Here is a 24,572-nt window from a genome sequence, read left to right on the forward strand (position 1 = left end):
CGAGGGAGCACGTATGAAGGCAGTGGTCTACCGCAGCGCCAGGCACCTGGAGGTGCAGCGACGCGCGCCGGAGCCACCGGGGCCGGGACAGCTGCGGATCGCGGTGGCCTACACCGGGATCTGCGGCACCGACCTGCACGTCTACCACGGGGACATGGATGCCCGGGTGGGCCCGCCGGCGGTGATCGGGCACGAGATGTCCGGCCGGGTGGCCGAGGTGGGTGAGGGCGTCACCGGCTTCGCCGTGGGCCAGCCCGTCACCGTGATGCCGACCCGGTTCTGCGGCCGGTGCGCCGCCTGCCGGCGGGGCACCGCGCACGTCTGCCACGCCATGGACTTCCTCGGGGTGGACTCGCCGGGCGCGATGCAGTCCTCCTGGACCGTCCCGGCCGACCTGGTGGTGCCGCTCCCCGACGACCTGCCGCTGGACCGGGCCGCCCTGGTCGAGCCGGTCGCGGTGGCCGTGCACGACGTGCGGCGGGGCCGGGTGACCGACGCCGACCAGGTGGTGGTCGTCGGCGGCGGGCCGATCGGTGTGCTCGTCGCCACCGTCGCCCGGCACCGGGGCGCGCGGGTCCTGCTCGTCGAACCGGACCCGTTCCGTAGGTCGGTGGCCGCCGGGATCGGGATCGACGCGGTCGACCCGGCCGGCACCGACGTGGTGGCGCTGGTCGACGAACGTACCGACGGCGCGGGCGCGGACGTGGCCTTCGAGGTGTCCGGGTCCGCCGCCGGGGTCGGCACCGCCGTCGACGTGCTGACCACCCGGGGCCGGCTGGTCATGGTGGCGATCCACCCGCAGCCCCGGCCGGTGAACCTGCACCGGGTCTTCTGGCGCGAGCTGGAACTGCTCGGCGCACGGCTCTACCAGCGCGAGGACATGGTGGAGGCGGTCCGGCTGGTCGCCTCCGCAGTGGTGCCGGCCGGGCAGCTCATCTCCCGGGTGGTGCCCGTCGAGGCGGCGGCCTCGGCGTTCACCGCCCTGGAAGAGGGCGGCGGCGTGCTGAAGGTGCTGCTCGACTGGCAGGAGGCCGACCGGTGAACGCCCTGTTCGACCTGTCCGGCCGCACGGCCGTGGTGACCGGCGCGCGCCGGGGCATCGGGCTGGCCATGGCCGAGGCGCTGGCCGTCGCCGGCGCCGACATCGTCGGCGTCTCGGCGAACATGGAGGCCACCGGCAGCGAGGTGGAGCAGCGGGTACGCGCGGCGGGCCGCTCGTTCACCGCGCTGCGTGCCGACCTGGCCGACCGGGCCGCGGTCCGCCGGCTCGTCGCCGACCTGCACGACCTCGGCCCGGTCGACATCCTGGTCAACAACGGCGGCACGATCGCCCGCACCCCGGCCGCCGAGCACTCCGACGAGATGTGGGACCACGTCATCGAGGTGAACCTGACCAGCCAGTTCGTGCTGAGTCGGGAGATCGGCCGGGCGATGGTGGCCCGGGGCCGGGGAAAGATCATTTTCACCGCGTCGCTGCTCAGCTTCCAGGGCGGCATCACCGTCCCCGGCTACGCCGCCGCGAAGTCCGGCCTCGCCGGGCTGACCAGGGCGCTGTCCAACGAGTGGGCGGCGCACGGGGTCAACGTCAACGCCATCGCCCCCGGCTACATCGCCACCGACAACACCCGGGCGCTACGCGAGGACCCGGAACGCGACCGGGCCATCCTGACCCGCATCCCGGCCGGCCGGTGGGGGGACGCCGACGACCTCGCCGGCGCGGCGGTGTTCCTGGCCGCCCCGGCCTCGGACTACGTCAACGGCATCGTCCTGCCCGTCGACGGCGGATGGCTGGGTCGATGAGCGCGCCACCGGGCACCGTCGACGCCCACCACCACCTCTGGGTCCGGGCCCGGCACCCGCAGCCCTGGATCGACCCGGCCACCATGGCCGCCATCGACGCCGACTTCACCCCGGACGACCTGGCGCGGGTCACCCGCGCCGCCGGGGTCACCGAGACCGTGCTGGTGCAGGCCAACTCCACCGAGGCCGAGACGGTGGACCTGCTCGGCATCGCCGCCGACCACCCGCTCGTCCGGGGGGTCGTCGGCTGGCTGGACGTCACGACGCCGGACGTCGCCGACCGGCTGGCCCGGCTGCGCGCGACCCGCGGCGGCCACCTGCTGGTCGGCGTCCGCTACAGCGTGCAGGACGAGCCCGACCCGGGGTTCCTCGACCGGGCCGACGTACGGCGGGGGATCACCGCGGTGGGTGCCGCCGGTCTCGCCTTCGACCTGCTGGTCCGGCAGCACCACCTGGGCGCGGCCGGCCGGCTGGCCCGCGACCTGCCCGAGGTGCGGTTCGTCCTGGACCATCTCGGCAAGCCCGCCCTCGGCGGGACGGACCTCGACGACTGGGCCCGCGACCTGCGCGCCCTGGCCGCCCCGGCCAACACCACGGCGAAACTCTCCGGCCTGGTCACCGAGGTGCACCGGGCACCCTGGACACCGCAGGACCTGCGCCCGGCCGTCGAACACGCCCTCGACGCGTTCGGCCCGGACCGGCTGATGTTCGGCTCCGACTGGCCGGTCTGCCTGCTCGCCAGCGGGTACGACAGGTGGGTCGACACGTTGGCCGAGCTGCTCGACCCGCTCGGCGACGATGAGCGGGCGGCGATCTGGCGGCACACCGCCCGGCGGGCCTACCGACTGGAGGAGCCGTCGTGAGGGCCCGCCCCCTGCCGCGCCGACCGGCGGTACGCCTCACCGGGCTGGGCTTCGGCGCGGCGCAGGCCGGCAACCTCTACCGGGCCACCAACGACGAGGAGTTCGCCGCCGCCGTCGACACCGCCTGGGCGGGTGGCCTGCGCTACTACGACACCGCGCCGCACTACGGGCTCGGGCTGTCCGAACGGCGCATCGGCGCGGCGCTGCGGACCCGGCCGCGCGACGAGTACGTGGTGTCGACGAAGGTCGGGCGGTTGCTCGTACCGTCGCCGCAGGACGCGCACCGGCGCGACCCGGAAGGCTTCGACGTGCCCGCCGACCACCGGCGGGTCTGGGACTTCAGCCGCGACGGCGTGCTGCGCTCGCTGGAGTCCAGCCTGGCCCGCACCGGCCTGGACCGGATCGACGTCGTCTACCTGCACGACCCGGACGACCACTGGGAACAGGCCGCCACCGAGGCGGTGCCCGCCCTGGTGGAGCTGCGCGACCAGGGCGTGGTGGGGGCCATCGGGGCCGGCATGAACCAGTCCCACCTGCTCACCCGGTTCGTCGAGGAGACCGACGTCGACGTGGTGATGTGCGCCGGCCGGTACACCCTGCTCGAACAGCCGGCGCTGGCCGACCTGCTGCCCGCCGCCCAACGCCGGGGCGTCGGCGTGGTGGTCGCCGGGGTCTACAACTCCGGGCTGCTGTCGCAGGACCGGCCCCCGGCCGACGCCACCTACAACTACCAGCAGGCCCCACCGGAGCTGATCGACCGGGCCCACCGGATCGCCGACGTCTGCCAGGCGTACGGCGTCACCCTGCCGCAGGCGGCGCTCGCCTTCGTCCGTTCCCATCCCGCGGTCGTCTCGACGGTCGTCGGCCTGCGTAACCGCGCGCAGGTCACGCAGACGCTGACCCGCGCGGACGCCGACGTCCCGGCGGCGCTGTGGCCGGCGCTGCGGGACGTCGGGCTGCTCACCCCGGCCGCCGCATGATTCCACCGCGACGCCGGGCACCCCACCACCCCACCACGATTGGAGTCCCACCCGTGTCCGTCCCGACACCACCCGCCCGGCGCGGGCCGGTGCTGGCCGGCCTGGCCGCCACGGCGCTCGCCGCCACGGTCGCCGTGCTCGCCCCGGCCGGTCCCGCCCTCGCCGCCACCACCACCCTCTACGCGTCCCCCGCCGGCAGCGGCACCGCCTGCTCCACCAGCCAGCCCTGCTCGCTGACCGAGGCGCAGAACGCGGTCCGGTCCCGCACCGCCGGGATGTCCGGCGACATCGTCGTCGAGCTGGCCGACGGCGTCTACCGGCTGGCCGCGCCGCTGCGGTTCACCGCCGCCGACTCCGGCACCAACGGCTACACCGTCACCTGGCGGGCCGCCGCGTCCGCCCGCCCGCAGATCAGCGGGGCGCGCGCCGTCACCGGCTGGTCGCAGGTCGACGCCGGCCGCAACATCTGGCGGGCGAACGTGCCCGCCGGGCTGGACAGCCGGCAGCTCTACGTCAACGGCGCGGTCGCCACCCGGGCCCGCACCGCCGTCAACCGGGCCGACTTCACGTTCACCACCAGCGGCATGCGGTTCAGCAACGGCGCGTTGAGCTACCTCAACAACCTGGGTAACCAGAACCGGGTCGAGGTGGAGAGCGTCGGCTCGTTCACCGACCGGTACTCACCGGTGCAGAGCATCAGCGGGAACTTCCTCACGATGCAGCAGCCGGCCTGGAACAACAACACCTTCGGCTTCGACACCCTCTCCAAGCCGCACCGCGCCGGCCCGTTCTACCTGGCCAACGCGTACGAGTTCCTGGACAGCCCGGGGGAGTGGTACCTGAACCCGGGCAGTGGGCAGCTCAACTACATCCCGCTGGCCGGGCAGAACATGAACAGCGTCAGCGTGGAGCTGCCGCAGTTGCAGTCCCTGGTCAACGTGGGCGGCACGTACGACGCCCCGGCGCACCACATCGCGTTCAGCGGGATCACCTTCACCGGCACGAGCTGGCTCGGCCCGAGCAGCAGCAACGGCTTCGCCGACCAGCAGACCGGCGCGCACATCACCGGCACCTGGGCCCGCCCGGCCGACGCGCTGACCTCCTGCCAGGAGGGCTGCCCGCTGTTCGAGGCGACCCGGCCGAACTGGAACCAGATGCCGGCCGCCGTGCAGGTCTCCGCCGCCAACACCATCACCTTCAGCGACTCCCAGTTCGTCAACCTCGGGCAGACCGCCATCGGCATCGGCAACGACGCCAACGCGCACGCCAGCGGGGTCGGCCTGGGGGCCAGCAACATCACCGTCACCCGTTCCGAGATCGCCCGCAGCTCGGCCGGCGGCGTGGTGGTCGGCGGGGTACGCGCCGACGCCCACCACCCGGGCGACCAGCGGATGGTCAACCGGAACATCACCATCAGCAACAACCGGGTGCACGACCTCGGTCTGGAGTACCGGGGCGTGGTGTCGATCCTGACCACGTACGTCAACACCTCGCTGGTGTCGCACAACGAGGTCTACAACATGCCGTACACCGGGCTGTCGGTCGGGTACGGCTGGGGCGCCAACGACGCGGGCGGCAGCAACCACTACGCCAACCGTGGGCTGTACAACTACCAGCCGCGCTACTCGACGGCCACCACTGCGGCCAACAACCAGGTCGTCGGCAACTACGTGCACGACGTGATGCAGCAGATGACCGACGGCGGCTGCATCTACACGCTGTCGGCCAACCCGGGTGGCAGCATCACCGAGAACCACTGCCTGCGGACCAACGGCTGGTTCGGGCTCTACTTCGACGAGGGCTCCCGCTACTACACCGCCCGCAGCAACGTGTTCGCCAGCACCGGCACCTGGGCCACCGCCAACTACTGGTACGCCGAGAACATGGGCAACTTCACCGTCACCAACAACTGGTCGACCAACAACAGCACCAACGTGACCAACGGTGACCGGGGCAACGTGGTCAACAACAACACGGTGGTCAGCAACAACAACTGGCCGTCGGGCGCGCAGACCGTCATCGCCAATGCGGGCGTGCAGGGCACGAGCAACCCGCCGGCGCAGGGTGTGCAGATCGTCGGCGGGCAGTCCGGCAGGTGCGCCGAGATCGGCGGTTCCAGCACGACCAACGGCACCCAGGCCCAGCTCTGGGACTGCACCGGCGCGGCCAACCAGCGGTTCACCCAGACCACCGGCCGGCAGCTCATGGTCTACGGCTCCAAGTGCCTGGACGCCTCCGGGCAGGGCACCGGCAACGGCACCCAGGTGGTGATCTGGGACTGCAACGGGCAGGCCAACCAGCAGTGGGCGGTCAACGCCAACGGCACGATCACCGGCGTGCAGTCCGGCCTGTGCCTGGACGCCAACGGCGCCGGCACGGCCAACGGCACCAAGTTGATCCTCTGGGCCTGCAACGGCGGCACCAACCAGCAGTGGAGCCTGCGCGGTTGAGCGTCGGCGGGGGTGCCGGGCCGCCCCGGCACCCCCGCCCCGGCGGGTCGGCCCGCCGGAGGGTCGCGGGGTCAGCCGGTACGGCGGCGGCAGCGGGTCAGTTCCGCGCGCAGTTCCCGGCGCAGCGACCGGTCCACGCCCGGCCGGGTGAGCGCGTCGGCGAAGTCCCGGGCGGCCTCGTCGAAGCGGCCGAGCCGGGCCAGCGCGGTGCCCCGGTTGTAGCGGGGCACCGGTGCCGTGGACAGCGCCACCGCCCGGTCCAGGTCGGTCACGGCGGCAGCGACCTCCCCCCGGTCGAACCGTACGGTGGCCCGGTTGGTCCACGCCTCGACCAGTTCCGGATCGCCGGCCAACGCGCGGCTGAACAGCTCCTCGGCCCCGGCCGGGTCACCGCGCTCGGAGCGGATCAGCCCGAGCGTGCACAGCAGGGCCGGCTCGTCCGGGGCCAGTGCCAGCCCGGCCCGCGCACCCGCCTCGGCGGCATCGGGCGCACCCTGCTCCAGATGCAGGTTGACCAGGGCGATCCGGGCGTCGAGGTGCCCGGGGTCGATGGCGAGCACCCGGCCCAGGTCGTCCCGGGCCCGTCCGGTGCGGCCCCGTTCCTGGTACAGCACCGCCCGGTTGTAGTACGCCTCCGGCAGGTGCGGGCCGAGCCGGATCGCGCTGCCGTGGTCCCTGATCGCGGCCCGGTGCCGTCCGGCCGCCCGGTGCAGGGCGGCCCGGTCCACGTAGTACTCGCAGTTGTCGGGATCGTGGCCGATCACCGTGTCGAGTTCGGCCAGGGCCCGTTGCGGGTCGCCCAGCGCCAGGTGGACCTGGGCCCGGTTGTGCCGTAGCCGGGCCACGTCCTGCGGGCGTTCCCCGGGGGCGAGCACCGCCGTCAGCCGGGACAGCCCGTCGTCGATCAGGCGCAGCGCGCGTTCCGGTTCGCCCTCCCGGCTGTCCAGCAGGGCCACGCCCTGCTCGTAGAAGACGGTGGACAGCACCCGCTGCCGGGGGTCGGGCAGCGTCCTGGCGAGCCGGAGCGCCTGCGCCAGCCAGTGTCGGGCCCGCGCCGGATCCTGCGCGTCGGCGGGCAGGTGCCTGGCGTACAACATGGCGGTGGCGTACGCGGCGGACATGGTGATCTTCGGATCGTCGGTGACGGTCCGGGTCTCGTGGTAGAGGTCGAGCGCCTCGGTCGCCCGGTCCAGCGCCGCCAGGGCGGTGGCCAGGCCGGTGGTGAACGCCCACCAGTGCCGCAGGTCGTCGTGCGGGGTGACCAGGGTGCGTCCGTGCCGGGCGGTGCGGGCCGCATGGTGGTAGAAGCCCGCGGCCAGGCTCTCGCCCAGCACGGTGCGTACGGCCTCCGGTCCGGGCTCGGCCGGTGCTCGGGCCGGGCCGTCGTCGCGCAGGTCCAGCCGTACCCGGTCGGTGTCGAGTCGTCCGGCCAGCGTGTCCAGGAGTTCCCTGGTGGTCTCGTCGGCCGCGCCGACGTGGCCGAACCGGAGGGTGACCGGCCGGCGCAGGGTGTCGGCCCAGTCCGCCACGAACTCGGTCGCGCCGTAGGCCAGGGCGGCGGTGCGCCGGGCGGGGTGGAACCGGATCGGTGCCTCGTCGGCGGCGGTGCGCCGGCCGGGGGCGCGTTGCGGCGCGATGGCCGCCAATTCGACCCGGTGCCGGGCGGCCAGCCGGCGGCGGTCGGCGGCGATCCGGCGGAGCAGGTCGGCGACCCCGGCGTACGGCCCGAGGTCGCGGTGGCAGTCGTAGCGTGGGGACCCGTCGCTCACGGGTGGCCCGTTCCCGCCGAGGGCGGGCGCCCGGGGGCGCCCGCCGGGCCGGCAGTTACCAGCACCACTCGATCCAGAGCCGGCGGGCGCCGGACACCAGGCGCAGGGCGCTCGTACGACGGACGGTCATCTTCTTCATGGGCACCTCCGTGGTCATCCACTCCGGACGGGGCAGAGCCTAGTGCCGATCTTCAAAAATGCGAAGGGTGCTCGTGAACGCGGGTCCGCGCCCAGCCGGCGGCGGGTCGGCGTCGCCACTAGGATCGGTACCGAGGTGAACGAGGCATGAGACTCGGACTGCACTACTGGAACTACTCGACCCCGACCGATCCGGCAGCGATCGCGCCGACCCTGATCGAGACGGCCACCGTCGCCGAGCAGGCCGGTGTCGCATCGTTCACGGTGATGGACCACTACTTCCAGATGGAGGCCATGGCCCCGGCCGAGGAGCCGATGCTGGAGGCGTACACGACGTTGGGTTTCGTCGCGGCGCGGACCTCGCGGATGACGCTCGGCGTGCTGGTCACCGGCGTGATGTACCGCTACCCGGGGCTGCTCGCCAAGATCGTGACCACCCTGGACGTGCTCTCCGGCGGCCGGGCCCGGCTCGGCATCGGCGCGTCCTGGTACGAGCGTGAACAGCGCGGCCTCGGGGTGCCGGTGGTGCCGGTGGCCGAGCGGTTCGAACGGCTTGAGGAGACGCTGCTGATCTGCCGGCAGATGTGGAGCGACGACAACGGGCCGTTCGAGGGCCGGCACTACCGGTTGGCCGAGACGCTCAACGCGCCGCAGCCGCTGCAACGGCCCCACCCGCCGGTCATGATCGGCGGCGGCGGCGAGAAGAAGACCCTGCTGCTGGTGGCCCGCTACGCCGATGCCTGCAACCTGTTCGGCAGCAGCCCGGCCGAGGTGGCACACAAGCTGGACGTGCTGCGTGGGCACTGCGCCGCCGAGGGCCGCGACTACGACACCATCGACAAGACGGTCGTCGTGATGCGACCGCCGCTGGACGACCCGGACGCGTTCCTCGCCGAGGTGGCCGAGTACGCCGCGCTCGGGGTGACCGAGGTCCAGGTCACCCCGGACCGGCACCCGGTGGAGTTCACCCAGCGGGTCGCCGCCGAGGTGCTGCCGCAACTGGCCGCCATCGGCTGACCGGCCGACCCGCACGTCGCCGTCCGCCCCGCCACCGGTCGGTGGCGGGGCGGACGGGCGACGGTCACTGGGCGAGCCGGGCCACCTCGTCGGCGGTGAGCCGCAGGCCGGCGGGGGCGGCGCTGCGGGCCGCCGGGGCCGCCGGCGGGTCGGCCGGCCGGCGCAGGTGCCAGTCGGTGACCGCCTGGTAGGCGGCGACCACCGACAACAACCGGTCCTCGCCGTACGGCAGGCCGCCGAGGATGGTGCCGACCGGCAGGCCCGCGCCGGTGAACCCGATCGGGAAGCCGATCTCCGGCAGGCCGAGGATGTCGAACGGCACCGGCCCGGTCTGCACCACCACGTCGCAGTGCGCGAAGAGCTGGTCCAGCACCCGTTCCATCAGCAGCAGCTTGGCCCGCTGGCCGGTGATGAACTCGCCACCGCCCAGCAGCGCCCCCTGCAACCAGCCGGTCACCGACACCCCGAAGCCCCGCAGGTCGGTACGCAGATAGGGCAGGAACGGCTCGGTGCGCTCCGGCAGCCGTACGTTGTTGAACGCGCTGCCGGTGAGCAGTTCCCACTCGTCGGGCAGTGGCACGTCGACCACTGTCGCGCCGGGGATCGCGGCGAGTTTCGCCAGGTACGCCTGCCGGGCCACGGCGGTCTCCGAGGTGCCGGCGGTGAAGCCGGGCAGCACCCCGATCCGGGTCTTCCACCGCAGCTTGAGCGTGCCGCCCTGGTAGGTCGGGGTGGCCGCGTCGATCAGCTTCGGCACCGCGGGCAGGCCCTGGCTGCGCGGGTCGGCCGGGTCCTCGCCGGCCATCGCGGTGAGCATGATGGCCGCGTCCTTGGCGTCGCGGGCCAGTGGACCGGGGTGGTCGCGGGTGTAGCTGAGCGGGATGATCCCGTGCAGCGACACCCGTCCCATGGTCGGCTTGAGCCCGGTGAGGTTCTGCGCGTTGGACGGCGCGGTGATCGAGCCGCCGGTCTGGGTGCCGGTGCCGCAGGTGGCGAGCCGTCCCGCCACGGCGGTGGCGGTTCCGGTGGACGACCCGCCGGGGTCGGTGGCGGGGTTGGTGGGGGTCCAGGCGTTGACCGTGGTGACCACGCCGGCGGGGGTGGTGGCCCGGGTGGTGGCCAGCGGGCCCATCTGCGTCTTGCCCAGCACGATCGCCCCGCCGCCGGTGACCAGCCGGGTCACCGCCGTGGCGTCGTACGGGGGCCGGAAGTCGGCGAACAGGTAGGAACTGGCGGTGGTCGGCACCCCAGCGGTGAAGTAGTTGTCCTTGATGGCCAACGGGATGCCGTGCAGCGCGCCCCGGCTCGGCTTGCGGGCCATCGCGCGGGCCGCCTTGACCGCCTGCTCGGCGAGCACCAGGTTGAACGCCTGGTAGGTCGCCTCGTAGCGGGAGATCCGGGCCAGGTACGCCTCGACCAGCTTCTCCGGGGTGAGCTTGCCGGCCCGGATCAGCCAGGCCGCCTCGGCGATGGTCAGTTCGGTCGGGTCGGCCACCGCCTCCGGGCGCGGCTTGACGTAGGCGTTGGGTACGGCCAGCGCCGGGTTGTAGCGGCCGGGCGGCGCGACCGCCACGCGGGTGACGCCGGCCGCCGAGGCGACGGCGGGCAGCGCGACGACGCCACCGACCGCCGAGGCGGTGGCCAGCGCGGCGGTCCGGGCGAGGAAGGCGCGACGGTCGACGCCGCGGTCGGCAGGTGCTGTGCTCATCACTTCCGCCATTCCGTGCTGATCGAGGGGTAGAGCATCGGCGCGGGCTGCTGGGACAGCGCCCGGGCCACGGCCGGGTCGGTGCCGGCCGGGGCGGGCGGCTGGTAGGCGGCGAGGGTGCCGACGGTGCCGCGGACGAAGGAGCGCAGCGAGGCCAACACGGAGTCCCGGCCGGGGGAGCCGGTCTGCGGGTCGGCGGCGGTGCCGGGGGGAAGCTGGTCGAGGTCGATGCCGAGCGACGCGAGCCGGGCGCGGATGAGGACGTCCAGTTCCGCGTCGGTCGGTGGGGTGGGGGCCATGACGCTCCTTGTGGGGTGGGCGACGATGACCCACTGTCGAGCCGGATCGTGTCGCGGGCGTGACAAGTTGATCTCGCCGTCGTGAAGCCACGCAGGTCAATGCCCCTGTATGGGCCGCGACAGTGGACGGCCGGGCCGGCACAGCGGGGCCACGACACCGGTCGACGTTGGCTAGGGTTCTCGGGTCGCGCGACCGCGTCCCGGAGGAGAACATGCTCGCCCCACTGCGGTACGCCGCCTTCCGCCGTCTGGCCGTCGGCCGGTTGGTCAACATGGTGGGCAACGCGGTCGCCCCGGTCGCGCTGGCCTTCGCCGTGCTCGACCTGACCGGTTCGGTCCGCGACCTGGGGCTGGTCGTCGGTGCCCGCTCGCTGATGAACGTGCTGTTCGTGCTCTTCGGCGGCGTGCTCGCCGACCGGGTGCCCCGCCGGCTGGTGCTGGTCGGCTCCAACCTGCTCGGTGCGGTGACCCAGGCGGCGGTGGCCGCCCTGGTGCTCACCGGCACGGCGACGATCCCGCTGCTGCTGGCGCTCGGCGCGGCCAACGGGGTGGTGAGCGCCCTGGCCCAGCCCGCCTCGGCCGCCGCGACCCCGCAGACCGTCCCGGCGGAGCTGATCCAGCCGGCCAACGCGATCATCCGGCTCGGGATGAACGCCGGCATGATCGGCGGTACGGCGCTCGGCGGCCTGCTGGTCGCCATGGTCGGCCCCGGCTGGGGGCTCGCCGTCGACGCGGTCACCTTCGCCGTCGCGGCCGTCGCCTTCGCCGGGGTCCGGGTGCCCGCCGCGCGCGGTGCCGCCGCCCGCACCGGCGTCGTCGCCGACCTGCGGGAGGGGTGGACCGAGTTCGTCGCCCGGACCTGGGTGTGGGTGGTGGTGCTCGGGTTCATGGTGCTCAACGCGGCCCTCGCCGGGGGATGAGCGTGCTCGGCCCGGCCGTCGCCGACGTGACGATCGGCCGCAGCGCCTGGGGCCTGGTGCTGGCGGCGCAGACCGTCGGGATGGTCGTCGGCGGCGTCGTCGCACTGCGGCTTCGGGTACGCCGGCTGCTGCTGCTCGGGGTGGTGTGCATGGTCGCCGAGTCGTTGCTGCTGCTGGCGCTGGCGCTGACCCCGACGCTGGTGGCGCTGCTGGCCGCCGCGCTGGTGGTCGGGATCGCCGTGGAACAGTTCGCGGTGGCCTGGGACACGTCGATCGCCCGGCACGTCCCGGCCGACCGGTTGGCCCGGGTCTACTCGTACGACATGTTGGGCTCGTTCGTGGCCATCCCGCTGGGACAGGTGGCGGTCGGGCCGGCCGCCGCGCTGGTCGGCACCCGCGACACCCTGCTGATCCTCGCGGCGCTGGTGGTGCTCTCCGTGCTCGGGATGGTGTCCAGCCGGGCGGTCCGCCGGCTGGAGGCGTCGACGCCCGGGGCCTGACCGTGCGGCGGCGCGGCCGGCGATGACGTCAGGCCCGCACGGGAGCTGGCCGGTGGACCGGCGCGTGGTCGGACGTTTCCCGCAGCCGGTGCCCGGCTGGACCGCTCCCCGGTGGCGTGCCACCTGCCCCGGCCGGGCGGCGGCGGCCGGGCGGGTGTCGGCGGCAGCGGGGCCAGTGCCGGTCGGCGGTACGCCGGACCGGGCACCACCGCGTGGTGGACCGGATCGTGCCGGCTCGACAGTTACGCAGCGCATTCCCGTTCGACTATGCGGAAAGGGCAGAACGTCAGATCAATTGCCCGCCGGAGTCGCCACGGCCACAATCGAACCGGCTGGCAACCGTCGGGTGGTGGGCCGTGCGCGCCGGTCGCCGCCCGCGTCGTGGGGCCGTGCGAGGACCACCGGGCGCGCGGGATCGGTGCGGACCCGGATACGGCCGGCGTGCTTGACCCCTCTGAAAGGGGAAACTAAACTCCGGCCGTTAACGTTCACAATTATCGAAGTCGATATGTTCTGTCGAAACGCCGACGGTGACGTCCAGGTCATCCCCGTGCCGGCGTAGCAGATCGGTGCCGACCGGCTTCGATGGAACCGGCAGGGCGCGTACCACCACCACCAGGAGGACGAAAGAAATGACGCAGGATCAGAATGGGCCGGCGGCCGGCGAGCGGAAAACACTGAGCCGTCGCGTAGTCCTGACCACGCTGGGCGCGCTGCCCGTCGCGGCGGCCACGGCGGCCCTGGGGGCCACGGAGGCCTCGGCCGCCCCGGCCAGCATCAACCTGTCGGCGTCCCGGCAGACGATCAAGGGCTACGGCGCGATGACCCACGCCGGCTGGATCGGCGACCTGACCGCCGCCCAGCGGGAGACGGCGTTCGGCACCGGCGAGGGCCGGCTCGGCTTCTCCGTGCTGCGCATCCCGGTCGGCGAGAGCCAGGCGGACTGGAGTCGTGACCTGGCCACGGCCAAGCGCGCGGCCGAACTCGGGGTGACCGTCTTCGCCTCGCCGTGGAACCCCCCGGCCAGCATGATCGAGACGTTCACCCGGGGCAGCCAGACCAACGCCAAGCGCCTGCGGGCCAGCTCCTACGCCGCGTACGCGCAGTACCTGAACGACTTCACCGTGTACATGCGCAACAACGGCGTCAACCTCTACGCCATCTCCGTGCAGAACGAGCCCGACTACGCCCACGACTGGACGTGGTGGACCTCCGCCGAGATCGTCAAGTTCCTCAAGGAGAACTCCGGGGTGATCAGCACCCGGGTGATGGCGCCGGAGTCCTTCCAGTACGTCAAGTCGATGTCGGACCCGATCCTCAACGACGCCACCGCGCTGGCCAACGTCGACATCATCGGGGCCCACCTCTACGGCACCTCGTACTCGAACTTTCCGTACCCGCTGTTCAAGCAGAAGGGCGCGGGCAAGGAACTGTGGATGACCGAGGTGTACTACCCGAACAGCAACGCGAACTCGGGTGACGCCTGGCCGGAGGCGCTCGACGTCGGCGAGCACATCCACCGGTCCATGGTCGACGCCGAGTTCCAGACGTACGTCTGGTGGTATCTGCGGCGCAGCTACGGCCCCATGCGCGAGGACGGCCAGATCAGCAAGCGGGGCGCGATCATGGCCCAGTACGCCCGGTTCGTGCGGCCCGGATACGTCCGGGTCGACGCCACGGCCAACCCGGCGTCGAACGTCTACGTCTCGGCCTACCGCAGCGGCAACACCGTGGTCATCGTCGCGGTCAACAAGAACACCTCGGCGGTGAGCCAGCAGTTCACCCTCTCCGGCACCACCGCGTCGGGCAGCGTGCAGAACTGGCTGACCGACGGCAGCCGCAACGTGGCCCCGCAGAGCGCGCTGACCATGTCCAACGGCTCGCTGACCGTCAACCTGCCGGCGCGCAGCGTGATGACGTTCGTGACCAGCATCAACGGCACCACGCCGACCCCCACCCCGACCGTGACGCCGACGGCCACCCCGACCCCGACCCCGACCCCGACGCCCACCCCGACCCCCACGGCGGGCGGCAGCGGACCCCGGGTCGGCTACACGATGAACAGCTGGGACTCCGGCTTCACCGCCAGCATCAGCATCACCAACACCGGCACCTCGACGATCGACGGCTGGACGTTGGTGTTCACCCTGCCGTCGGGCCAGTCCATCACGTCGGCCTGGAGCGCCACCATCTCGCCCACCAGCGGACAGGTGAGCGCCCGCAACGTCAGCTACAACGGCACGATCGCCCCCGGTGCCACCGTCGAGATCGGCTTCCAGGCCAACCACACCGGCAACACCGCCAAACCGACCGCGTTCACCCTCAACGGCATCCCCTGCACGGTCGTCTGACCGGTCGACCGGAGCAATCCCCGTACGGCCGCCGCGGACACCGCGGCGGCCGTACCCGTTGCGGATGCTTGCTCCTCACGCGGCGTGAGGGCCGATAGTCGGTGCCGTGGACGAACATCTGACCGTGGGACGGGTGGCGGAACTGGCCGGGGTCACCGTCCGGACGCTGCACCACTACGACGAGATCGGCCTGCTCACGCCGTCCGGGCGTACGGCGGCGGGACACCGCGCGTACTCGCCTGCCGACGTCCGGCGGCTGCGTGAGGTGCTCGGCTACCGGCGGCTCGGGTTCGGGCTCCGGCAGATCGCCGACCTGGTGGACGACCCGGCGACCGACCCCGTGGCGCACCTGTGCCGGCTGCGCGGTCTGCTGACCGACCAGCGCGACCGGGCCGCCGCCCTGGTCGCGGCGATCGACCGGGAGTTGCAGGCGCGGGCGCTGGGGATCGCCACCACGCCGGAGGAGCAGCTACGGGTCTTCGGCGGCCGGTTGTACGACACCATCGGCAGCGCCTACCCGGCGACCCGGCGCACCGACCCCCGGATCGCAGCCCGCATCCGGGCGGCGTTGGGTGACGCCCGGACCGTGCTCAACGTCGGGGCCGGCACCGGCTCCTACGAACCCGGCGACCGCGTGGTGACGGCGGTGGAACCCTCGGCGGTGATGCGGGCGCTGCGTCCGGCCGACGCCGCGCCGTGCGTGGCCGCCACGGCGGGGGACCTGCCGTTCGCCGACGGCTCCTTCGACGCGGCGATGGCGGTCAGCACCGTCCACCACTGGCCGGACCCGGTCGCCGGGCTGCGGGAGATGCGCCGGGTGGCCCGGCGGGTGGTGGTGTTCACCTACGACGCCGACGGCGTCGGCTGGCGGGAGCGGTTCTGGCTGACCCGCGACTACCTGCCGGAGTTCGCCGGCCTGCTGGTCGACTGGCCCCCGCTGGGTGAGCTGACCGCCGCGATCGGTGGTCGCGCCGAGCCGGTGGACGTCCCGTGGGACTGCGCCGACGGCCTGTTCGAGGCGTACTGGCGGCGGCCGGAGGCGTACCTGGACGAGCGGGTGCGGCGCGCGGTGTCGGTGTGGACCCGGGTCGGGCCGCAGGCGGAACGGCGGGCCGTCGGGATGCTGCGGGAGGATCTGGCCTCGGGCCGGTGGGCGCGACGCAACGGGGACCTGCTGCGCCGCGACACCGCGGAGCTGGGCCTGCGCCTGCTCGTGGCCTGAGCGGCCCGGCTGCTCGCCGTCGACCTGCGGCCCCCCGCCACGGTCAGTCCTGGCGGGTGGGTCGGATGGTCAGGTCACCGATCTCGACGTCGTCGGGCTGGTCGATGGCGAAGGCGATCGCGCGGGCGACCGCGCCGGGGTCGAGGCCGATCTCGGCCATGGTCTGCTGCACCTGCTCGCGGACCGTGGGGTCGTCGATGGCCTGGTCGACGAGCTCGGTGCGGACGTAACCGGGGGAGATCGAGGTCGTCCGCAGCGCTCCACCGGTGCTCTCCTGCCGCAGACCCTCCAGCAGGGTGCGCACCGCGTTCTTCGTCCCGGCGTACACCGCCTGGGTGGGAGTGATCTTCAGGCCGGAGGTCGACACGACCGTGACGAGGTGACCGCTGCCCTGCTGGGTGAAGACGGGCAGGGCGGCGGCGATCCCGTGCAGGATGCCCTTGACGTTCACGTCGACCATCGCCGACCAGCCCTCGACGTCCAGCTCGGCCAGGGTGCTGAGCCGGCTGATCCCGGCGTTGCCCACCAGGACGTCCAGTCGACCGAACCGCTCGACGGCGAGGTCGACCAGGGTCCGCAGGTCGTCCGGGGCGGTGACGTCCACCCGGGCGGCGACGGCCCTGCCGCCTGCGGTTTCGATCTCGGCGACCAGGTGGTCGAGCCGGTCGGTGCGGCGGGCGCCGAGGACGACGGATGCGCCGAGCGCGGCGAGGTGGCGGGCCGTCGCCGCGCCGATGCCACTGCTGGCGCCGGTGATCGCGACGACCTTTCCGGGGATGGTCATGCTGCTCCTCGGGTAGAGTGGACACATGTCCGGTTACTCCGACGAGCTTAGCGGACACGTGTCCGCTTCTGTCAAGGGCGCGGCGGCGTCTGCTGCCCAGGGCACGGCGGCGTCTGCTGCCCAGGGCACGGCGGCGGCCCGTGCCGACGCGCGGCGCAACCGCGACCGCATCCTGCGCGCGGCCCGCGACCTGGTGCACGAACCGGGCGAGCTGAAACTCAACGCGGTGGCGAAGGCCTGCGGCATCGGGCAGGGCACCCTGTACCGGCACTTCCCCACCCGGGAGGACCTGCTGGTCGAGGTGTACCGGCACGAGGTCGACGCCTTGGTCGCCGCGGCCCCGCAGCTGCTGGCCACCCACCCGCCGGTGGCGGCGTTGGCGGCCTGGTTCGACCGGGTGGCCGGCTACGCCCGGGTCAAACGGGACGTGTTCGCCGCCGTCGAGGCGGCGACCTGGCGTGACCTCGCCGCGCACAGTCTCGGCCCGATCGGCGAAGCGGTGGAACTGCTGCTCGCCGCCGGCCGCTCGGCCGGCAGCATCCGCGCCGACGCCGAGGCCCGGGACGTCATCGTGCTGATCAGTTGGCTGTCCCGACTGGACGACACCGAGCTGGACAGCCGGGGGCCGCGCCTGCTGGCCATCCTCGTCGACGGCCTCCGCGCCCCCGGTGGGATTGTCACCGGCAGCGGCTAGCCTGCCGGCATGGCGAGCGCTGAACTGGACGAGTTGATCGTCGCCGACGCGGGCGCGCTGCGTGCCTGGCTGTCGGCCCACCACGACACCTCACCCGGGGTGTGGCTCGCCCTGACCCGCAAGGGCGGCACGGTCACCACCCTGACCTGGCAGCAGGCGGTCGACGAGGGGCTGTGCTTCGGCTGGATCGACGGGCAGGCCCGCAAGCGGGACGAGGCGAGCTCCTGGATCAGGTTCACCCCCCGCCGGGCCCGCAGCATCTGGTCGCAACGCAACGTCGCCAATGTGGCCCGGCTGGAGCAGCAGGGCCGGATGCAGCCCCCGGGCCGGGCCGCGGTGGAGGCCGCCAAAGCGGACGGGCGGTGGGCCGCGGCCTACGCCCCGCCGTCGGAGGTCGAGGTGCCCGCCGACCTGCTCACCGCGGTCGCTGCCGATCCCGCCGCGCAGGCCATGTTCGACGTGCTCACCCGGACCAACCTGTTCGCGCTCGTGCACCGGCTCAACGCGGTGAAGCGGGCGCAGACCCGGGAGCGGAAGATCGTCGAGTTCGTCGCCATGCTGGCCCGTCACGAGACGCCCCACCCGCAGCGGGCCCGGCCACCACAGTCCCCGTGACCCGGGTGCCGCCCGACGGGCCTACCGGGACGGCGCGGGCCAGGCGTCGGCGCGCAGGGCGTAGGTGTAGCCGTCCACCCAGCCCCGTTCGGCGTGCCACGAGTCACCGACGCCGTGCTGTTCGCGGCGCATGCCGACCTTCTCCAGCACCCGGACCGAGGCGAGGTTGTCGGCGAAGCACCCGGCGGTGATCCGGCGAACGCCCAACCGGGTGAACGCGTGCGCCACCATCGCGGTGACCGCCTCGGTGGCGTAGCCCCGGCCACCGTGGGCCGGGTCGAAGATGTAGCCGAGGTGGGCCTCGGTGCGGGTCGGCATGCCCGGCTGCCCCATCCCGTCCAGCACGTCGAGCGAGACCGTGCCGATCACCAGACCGTCCAGGACGACCGCCCGGCTGTGGTCGTCGGGGTCGTCGGCCGCGCGCCGCCAGGCCGCCCGGAACGCCGCCGGCGCCACCTCGGTCCGCAGCAGCCAGTACGTCACCTCGGGCAGGTTGCGGTATTCGAGGATGCGGTCGACGTCGCCGTCCTGCACCGGGCGCAGACTCAGGCGGGACGTTCGCAGCGTGGTGCCGTCCATGCGGCCGGACTTTAACCCATCGGGTGCGCCGCGGTTCCTCGCCGTCGGCAGCCCGGGTGCCCGTCGGCTGGGCGACCCCTGAGCTGCGCGCCCGGCCGGGTCGGTGGCGGCCGGGCGTGTTTGGATGGTCCGGTGGAGCTGACTGTGACAGACGCGCCGGACCGGGAGCGGTTCGAGGCGCGCGACGAGACCGGGGCGCTGGCCGGGCTGGTCACCTACCAGTTGACCGGTGCCATCATCGCCTACACGCACACGGAGGTCGACCCGGCGTTCGAGGGGCGGGGCGTCGGCTCGACGCTGGCCCGTGCGGTCATGGACGACGCCCGCGCCCGGGGCCGTACGGTGGTGCCGATCTGCCCGTTCCTCGCCGACTGGCTGAGCCGGCACCCGGAGTACGCGGACATCGTGGCCCGCTCCACCCGCCGGATCAGGTAGCCCGGCGGCCCGGGGCGGCGGGCTCCCGGGAGGTGAGCGGGCGTGCGCGCAGCGCATCGGCGGACGACACATCCTTGACGGCGTCTGATTGTTGCGTTGACAATTCCAGCCTGTTAACGCTCACAACGCCGAGGAATCCCCCATGCCCTCCGCAGTTCCCCGGAACCCCCACCCCACCCCCCACCGCACCCGTACGGTCGTCGCCGCCACCGTGCTCACCCTCCTCGCCGCGCTGGCCCCCGCCACCGCGGCCCCGGCCGCCGCCGCCGACGTCACCGACGGGCTGCTGCTGCGCTACGACCTCGACCAGCGCACCGGTACCACCGTCGTCGACACCTCCGGCCACGGCAACGACGGCACCCTGGTCGGCGGCGGCACCTGGACCGGCACCGACGGGCTGCTGCTCGACGGCGTCGACGACCACGTCAAACTGCCTGACAACCTGCTGGCCGGCCGCTCCTCGCTCACCGTGGCGGTGGACGTCCTGGTCGACCCGGCCCAGCAGACCCCGTACTTCCTGTGGGGCCTGGGCAACCCGGCCACCTCCGCCACCGGCACCGGCTACCTGTTCGCCAGCGGCGACGCGTTCCGCGCCGGCATCACCACCACCAACTGGGCCGGCGAGAAGGTCACCGGCACCGGCGGCAACCTGACCCGGGGGGTGTGGAAGTCGGTCGTCTACACCCAGACCGGCACCACCGGCACCCTCTACGCCGACGGCGTGCAGGTGGCCCGCAACACCGCCGTCACCGTGCCGCCCAGCGCCGTCGGCAACGGCGTCACCACCGCCAACAACCTGGGCCGGTCGAACTACGCCACCGACCGGTTCCTCAAGGGACGGGTGGCGAACTTCCGGATCTACGACCGCGCCCTCACCGCCGCCGAGGTCGCGGTGGTCGCGCAACCCGGGGAGTCCGACCAGACCCGGGCCGAGGCGGCCGCCGCCGCGCTGACCCTGGTGCACGCCGACGACGTGCGTGGCAACCTGACCATGCCCACCACCGGGCGCTACGACGCGACGGTCCGCTGGCGTTCGGCCCGACCGGAGGTGGTCACCGCCGACGGCGTGGTGCGTCGTCCCGCGCACGGCGCGGGCGACACGACGGTGCCGGTGACCGCCACGGTCACCGTCGGCGCCGCCACCGTCGAGCGGACCATCACGCTGACCGTCCGTGAGCTGCCGGCCCCCGCGCCGTACGCCGGCTACGCGTTCAGCTACTTCACCGGCAACTCGATCGCCGGTGAGAAGATCTACTTCGCCGCCAGTCGGGGCAACAACGCCCTGCAGTGGACGGAGGTCAACGGCGGCCAGCCGAAACTGGAGTCCACCCACGGCACGCTGGGGCTGCGCGACCCGTTCCTGATCCGCAGCCCGGAGGGGGACCGGTTCTTCCTGATCGCCACCGACCTGTCGATCGGCCGTAACGGCGACTGGGACGCCGCCCAGCGCCGGGGCAGCCGCTACCTGGAGGTGTGGGAGTCCACCGACCTGGTCAACTGGTCGGCGCAGCGGCACGTCGAGGTCTCCCCGCCGACCGCCGGCAACACCTGGGCGCCGGAGGCGTACTGGGATGCCGAGCGCGGCGAGTACCTGGTCTTCTGGGCCTCGAAGCTGTTCGCGGAGAACGACCCGGACCACACCGGCAACACGTACAACCGGATGCTGGCCGCCACCACCCGCGACTTCGTCACGTTCAGCCCGGCGACCATCTGGCAGGACCGGGGCGAGTCGCGGATCGACTCCACGATGATTCGCGAGGGCGACACCTACTACCGGTTCACCAAGGACGAGGGCGGCGGCGGCACCGGCTGCTCCGACATCATCCAGGAGAAGTCCCCCTCGCTGACCGCCGTGGACCTGCCCGGAGAGCCTTCGTGGACGATGCTCGACTCGTGCATCGGCCGTGACGCCGGCACCTCCGCGGTGGAGGGACCCACCGTGTTCAAGGCCAACCCCGGCGACACCTCCGGCTCGCGGTACTACCTGTTCGTCGACGAGTACGGCGGCCGGGGCTACATCCCGCTGGGCACCGACGATCTGGCCAGGCCGAACTGGAAGGTGCCGGCGTCCTACCGGCTGCCGGCCAGCCCCCGGCACGGCACCGTCATCCCGGTCACCCGCGCCGAACTCGACGCGCTCACCGACGCCCCACCCCCGGTGGCGGCCAACGCCGACGGGGTGGTGGCCCACTACCGGCTCGACCAGGCCGGCGGCGGCACGGTCACCGACGACTCCGGCAACGGCCACCACGCCACCCTGGCCGGTGACGTCCGCTGGGACGCCGGCAGCCTCACCCTCGGCGGCACCAACGGCCACGTCGACCTGCCCGACAACATCATGTCCGGACTGGACGAGATCACCGTGTCGATGGACGTGAACATCGCCGCCGACCAGGCCACCCCGTACTTCGTGTGGGGGCTCGGCAACACCGACGCAGGCGGCGTCGGCAACGGCTACCTGTTCACCACCGGCAACGACTACCGCACCTCGATCAGCCTGGGCAACTGGACCGGCGAACAGGCCGTCACCGGCGGCCGGGCGCTGCCCCGAGGGGTGTGGAAGACCCTGACGTACACCCTGAACCGGGCCGGCACCGCCCGGATCTACCTGGACGGGGTGCGGGTGGCCGAGAAGACCGGGCTGACCGTCGCGCCCGGCGACATCGGCGGCGGCCGGACCACCGCCAACTACCTGGGCCGCTCCCAGTACGCCAGCGACCGCTACCTCAAGGGCCGCATCCGCGACTTCTCCCTCTACAACCGGGCGCTCAGCGACGCCGAGGTGGCCGCGTTGGGCAGCAACGGCACCAGCGTCGTCGCCGTCGAACTCGACAGCCTCAAGGTGCCGGCCATCGTGGACGCCGCCAGCGGCACAATCACCCTGCCGGTCCGGCCGGGCACCGACCTGACCAGCCTCGCCCCGCGCTACCTGGTCGCGCCCACCTCGACGGTCAGGCCCGCCGGGCCGCGTAACTACACCCGACCGGTGACGGTCACCGTCACCAGCGCCGCCGGGGCCAGCCGGGCCTGGACGGTGCGGGCGGTGCCGATGAACACCCCGGTGCTGCCCGGCTTCACCGCCGACCCGAACATCGTCCGGTTCGGCGACACCTACTACATCTACGGCACCACCGACGGCTTCCCCGGCTGGGGCAGCTCGACGTTCACCGTGTGGTCCAGCCGCAACCTGGTCGACTGGACCGGCCACGACACCATTCTCGACCTCGGGCCGGACGTCAGCTGGGCGGACACCAACGCCTGGGCGCCGGCCGCGATCGAGAAGAACGGGAAGTACTACCTGTACTTCTCGGCCCAGCAGAACATCGGCGTCGCGGTGGCCGACTCGCCACTCGGGCCGTTCGTCGACCCGCTCGGCCGGCCCCTGGTGAGCAAGGCCGACTACGGCAACGCCCAGCAGATCGACCCGGCCGTCTTCACCGACGACGACGGGAAGAGCTACCTGTACTGGGGCAACGGCACCCCGTACGTGGTCCCGCTCAACGACGACATGATCTCCTACGACGTCGCCCGGCGGGTCCGGCTGACCGGCCTCACCGACTTCCGCGAGGGCCTGTTCCTGCACAAGCGCAACGGGGTGTACTACCTCTCCTGGTCGATCGACGACACCGGCAGCGAGAACTACCGGGTCGGCTACGGCACCGGCGTCAGCCCGCTCGGGCCGTTCACCAGCCGGGGGGAGATCCTCGGCAAGGACCCGGCCCAGGGCATCCTGGGCACCGGGCACCACTCGATCGTCCAGGTGCCCGGCACCGACGACTGGTACGTGGCGTACCACCGGTTCGCCATCCCGGGTGGCGACGGCACCCACCGGGAGACCACCATCGACCGGTTGTACTTCGCCGCCGACGGCACCATCACGCCGGTGGTGCCCACGCTCAGCGGCGTCGAACCGCTGCGCTACCGGGGCGGGCAGCCCCGGCTGCGGATCACCGACCCGGGCACCGACGGCTGGTACGGCGCGAACGCCGCCCTCACCCTGGCCCACGGCGAACTGATCAGGCTGGTGGAGTACCAGATCGACGGGGGCGGCTGGTTCCCGTACCGGGAGCCGGTGGCCCTGCCGGCCGGCCGGCACACGATCGAGTACCGGGCCCAGGGGGTCAACCTGCTCTGGAGCACACCCTGGGCGACGTCGGTGCAGGTGGACGGGGTCGCCCCGACCGCCGGGGCGACGCTTGTCGACCGGACGCTCGTGGTCACCGGCCGGGACGCCGACTCCGGGGTGGCCCGGGTGGAGTACCGGCTCGACGGTGGGGAGTGGACCACCTGGACCGGGCCGGTGCCGCTGGACGACCTGGCCCACGGGGTCCGTTACCGCGCGGTCGACGTGGCCGGCAACGTCGGTGAGGTGGCCGTGCTGCGGGTGCCGGCGGTCCGGTAGCCGCGGCCGGACGCGCCGCCCGACCATGTGTCGGGCGGCGCGTCCGCGTCCCGGGGTCGCCGGTCCGCGGTCACCGCGATCCGGGGACCGGGGTCACTTGCGCTCTGCCGACCAGGTCCCGGTCTGGCCGGTGGGGGTGGACATGGTGCCCTTCATCGTGGTGCCGTCGACCGTGGCGAGGTAGGTGGCGGTGCCGATGAGCCAACTCGCGGTCGGCGGCGTGCTGGTGTACGGCCCGGAGATCACGTTCCCGTTGGAATCGGTGAGATAGACCCGCCCGTCGGTCTTGAACGTCCAGGGCTCGCTGACCTCGCAGGTGAAGTTCTTCCAGCAGTAGGTGACCTTCCAGACGCCCAGCGGGCTGGAGATGACCACGGGCAGGGACCAGGCCGGGTCGTCGGTGATCTTGTCGAACCACGTCCGGGGCGCCCAGTTCCAGGACGGCTGGGCGGGGAAACCCACCCCGTACGCGGTCAGGATGCGGTAGGTGTGGTCCATGCAGTTGTTGGTGGCCGCCGCGTAGCCGCCGCCGCTGACCGCGAGGGCCTCGGCCGCCGCGGCGGCCGGCTGCCGGCTGGCCACGGTGGTGCAGGTGTACTCGTCGTACCCGCGTGTCTTCATCGCGTTGACCATCGAGGTGAACGAGCCCGACTCCTTCCAGTAGCCGATGTCGCCGCCGGCCGGCACGTACGGGCTGCTGCTCGGGTTCTCGGTCGCCCCGTAGGTGTACGTCGTGGTCGACGACTGGTAGCCCCAGCCGGTGTGGCCCAACCCGTGGGCCCCGCTGACCCGGACGAACACGCACGCCTTGCCGGCCACCGCCGGAACGGGTGTCGCGGCGGCCGGCGTCACCGCCACCAGGGCCGCGCCCAGGGCCAGTACGAGGGCCGACAGCAGGGCCGCGCCCCGGGCGGGCCAGCCGCCGGGCCGCGCAGTCGATGGTCGCATCATCAGGTCTCCGTCCACAGGGGTGGGAATCGATGCGCCTGACCGTAGGCACGGGCGGCGGCGGGCACATCGGACCACGGGCCGCCCGCCGGGTCCGC

At 73.0% G+C, this 24,572-nt stretch carries 20 protein-coding genes; 14 read left to right on the forward strand and 6 right to left on the reverse strand.

Annotation, left to right across the window (positions count from 1 at the left end; genetic code table 11):
* Window positions 1-13: 13 nt before the first annotated feature.
* From ACN267_RS05990 to ACN267_RS06010, 5 genes are read left to right on the forward strand one after another with little or no spacing between them, the layout of a single operon-like run.
* Window positions 14-1,042, forward strand: coding sequence for a zinc-dependent alcohol dehydrogenase (locus tag ACN267_RS05990; protein ID WP_421488142.1), 1,029 nt, complete (start codon window positions 14-16; stop codon window positions 1,040-1,042).
* Window positions 1,039-1,800 carry an SDR family NAD(P)-dependent oxidoreductase gene (locus ACN267_RS05995; protein ID WP_421488143.1) on the forward strand — a complete coding sequence of 254 codons (762 nt, stop codon included), beginning with the start codon at window positions 1,039-1,041 and terminating at the stop codon, window positions 1,798-1,800. Before ACN267_RS05990 ends, ACN267_RS05995 begins: the two co-directional genes overlap by 4 nt.
* On the forward strand, window positions 1,797-2,663 hold the full coding sequence (locus ACN267_RS06000) for an amidohydrolase family protein (RefSeq protein ID WP_421488144.1): 867 nt from the start codon (window positions 1,797-1,799) through the stop codon (window positions 2,661-2,663). The genes ACN267_RS05995 and ACN267_RS06000 overlap by 4 nt, the downstream gene beginning before the upstream one ends.
* On the forward strand, window positions 2,660-3,643 hold the full coding sequence (locus ACN267_RS06005; protein WP_421488145.1) for an aldo/keto reductase: 984 nt from the start codon (window positions 2,660-2,662) through the stop codon (window positions 3,641-3,643). Before ACN267_RS06000 ends, ACN267_RS06005 begins: the two co-directional genes overlap by 4 nt.
* A gap of 53 nt (window positions 3,644-3,696) precedes the next feature.
* Entirely contained in the window at window positions 3,697-6,093 is a 2,397-nt protein-coding gene (locus ACN267_RS06010; RefSeq protein ID WP_421488146.1) for an RICIN domain-containing protein, read from the forward strand.
* A 71-nt stretch (window positions 6,094-6,164) separates the two neighbouring features.
* Here the strand turns inward: ACN267_RS06010 and ACN267_RS06015 are convergent, their stop codons facing one another.
* Window positions 6,165-7,862: a tetratricopeptide repeat protein gene (locus tag ACN267_RS06015; protein ID WP_421488147.1), complete on the reverse strand. Its 1,698-nt coding sequence runs from the start codon at window positions 7,860-7,862 to the stop codon at window positions 6,165-6,167.
* Window positions 7,863-8,147: 285 nt separating this feature from the next.
* Here ACN267_RS06015 and ACN267_RS06020 point away from each other — a divergent pair, with 285 nt between their 5' ends.
* Entirely contained in the window at window positions 8,148-9,017 is an 870-nt protein-coding gene (locus ACN267_RS06020; RefSeq protein WP_204960376.1) for an LLM class F420-dependent oxidoreductase, read from the forward strand.
* A 64-nt stretch (window positions 9,018-9,081) separates the two neighbouring features.
* Here the strand turns inward: ACN267_RS06020 and ACN267_RS06025 are convergent, their stop codons facing one another.
* Window positions 9,082-10,725, reverse strand: coding sequence for an amidase (locus ACN267_RS06025; RefSeq protein ID WP_281896711.1), 1,644 nt, complete (start codon window positions 10,723-10,725; stop codon window positions 9,082-9,084).
* Entirely contained in the window at window positions 10,725-11,024 is a 300-nt protein-coding gene (locus tag ACN267_RS06030) for a hypothetical protein (RefSeq protein WP_204960378.1), read from the reverse strand. Before ACN267_RS06030 ends, ACN267_RS06025 begins: the two co-directional genes overlap by 1 nt.
* Window positions 11,025-11,236: 212 nt before the next feature.
* Between ACN267_RS06030 and ACN267_RS06035 the strand changes: the two genes are divergently transcribed.
* The 4 genes from ACN267_RS06035 (at window position 11,237) to ACN267_RS06050 (ending at window position 16,017) form a co-directional block, all read left to right on the forward strand.
* Window positions 11,237-11,944 (forward strand): MFS transporter, encoded by a 708-nt coding sequence (locus tag ACN267_RS06035; RefSeq protein WP_421488148.1) that lies wholly within the window; start codon window positions 11,237-11,239, stop codon window positions 11,942-11,944.
* A complete protein-coding gene (locus ACN267_RS06040; protein WP_421488149.1) occupies window positions 11,941-12,444 on the forward strand; it encodes a hypothetical protein in 504 nt (167 codons plus the stop codon). The genes ACN267_RS06035 and ACN267_RS06040 overlap by 4 nt, the downstream gene beginning before the upstream one ends.
* Window positions 12,445-13,076: 632 nt before the next feature.
* Window positions 13,077-14,795, forward strand: a complete 1,719-nt coding sequence (locus tag ACN267_RS06045) for a cellulose binding domain-containing protein (RefSeq protein ID WP_204960380.1) — start codon at window positions 13,077-13,079, stop codon at window positions 14,793-14,795.
* A 106-nt stretch (window positions 14,796-14,901) separates the two neighbouring features.
* Window positions 14,902-16,017: a MerR family transcriptional regulator gene (locus ACN267_RS06050; protein ID WP_421488150.1), complete on the forward strand. Its 1,116-nt coding sequence runs from the start codon at window positions 14,902-14,904 to the stop codon at window positions 16,015-16,017.
* Between the two features lie 43 nt (window positions 16,018-16,060).
* Here ACN267_RS06050 and ACN267_RS06055 read toward each other — a convergent pair whose 3' ends face one another.
* Complete coding sequence (locus tag ACN267_RS06055; protein ID WP_421488151.1) at window positions 16,061-16,801, reverse strand: SDR family oxidoreductase; 741 nt, start codon at window positions 16,799-16,801, stop codon at window positions 16,061-16,063.
* Window positions 16,802-16,826: 25 nt separating this feature from the next.
* Here ACN267_RS06055 and ACN267_RS06060 point away from each other — a divergent pair, with 25 nt between their 5' ends.
* Together ACN267_RS06060 and ACN267_RS06065 are read left to right on the forward strand one after the other, a co-directional pair.
* A complete protein-coding gene (locus tag ACN267_RS06060; RefSeq protein WP_421488152.1) occupies window positions 16,827-17,495 on the forward strand; it encodes a TetR/AcrR family transcriptional regulator in 669 nt (222 codons plus the stop codon).
* Window positions 17,496-17,504: 9 nt separating this feature from the next.
* Window positions 17,505-18,110, forward strand: a complete 606-nt coding sequence (locus ACN267_RS06065) for a YdeI/OmpD-associated family protein (protein WP_421488153.1) — start codon at window positions 17,505-17,507, stop codon at window positions 18,108-18,110.
* A 21-nt stretch (window positions 18,111-18,131) separates the two neighbouring features.
* On the opposite strand, the gene ACN267_RS06070 is transcribed toward ACN267_RS06065, so the two are convergent.
* Window positions 18,132-18,689, reverse strand: a complete 558-nt coding sequence (locus ACN267_RS06070; protein WP_204960385.1) for a GNAT family N-acetyltransferase — start codon at window positions 18,687-18,689, stop codon at window positions 18,132-18,134.
* A gap of 144 nt (window positions 18,690-18,833) precedes the next feature.
* Between ACN267_RS06070 and ACN267_RS06075 the strand changes: the two genes are divergently transcribed.
* Together ACN267_RS06075 and ACN267_RS06080 are read left to right on the forward strand one after the other, a co-directional pair.
* Window positions 18,834-19,124 carry a GNAT family N-acetyltransferase gene (locus tag ACN267_RS06075; protein WP_281896728.1) on the forward strand — a complete coding sequence of 97 codons (291 nt, stop codon included), beginning with the start codon at window positions 18,834-18,836 and terminating at the stop codon, window positions 19,122-19,124.
* Window positions 19,125-19,266: 142 nt separating this feature from the next.
* Window positions 19,267-23,526: a family 43 glycosylhydrolase gene (locus ACN267_RS06080; RefSeq protein WP_421488154.1), complete on the forward strand. Its 4,260-nt coding sequence runs from the start codon at window positions 19,267-19,269 to the stop codon at window positions 23,524-23,526.
* A gap of 93 nt (window positions 23,527-23,619) precedes the next feature.
* Here the strand turns inward: ACN267_RS06080 and ACN267_RS06085 are convergent, their stop codons facing one another.
* Window positions 23,620-24,474 carry a hypothetical protein gene (locus ACN267_RS06085; RefSeq protein WP_421488155.1) on the reverse strand — a complete coding sequence of 285 codons (855 nt, stop codon included), beginning with the start codon at window positions 24,472-24,474 and terminating at the stop codon, window positions 23,620-23,622.
* Window positions 24,475-24,572: the final 98 nt, after the last annotated feature.

The organism is Micromonospora sp. WMMD734, assembly GCF_049178975.1.
Taxonomy (GTDB): Bacteria; Actinomycetota; Actinomycetes; order Mycobacteriales; family Micromonosporaceae; genus Micromonospora; species Micromonospora wenchangensis.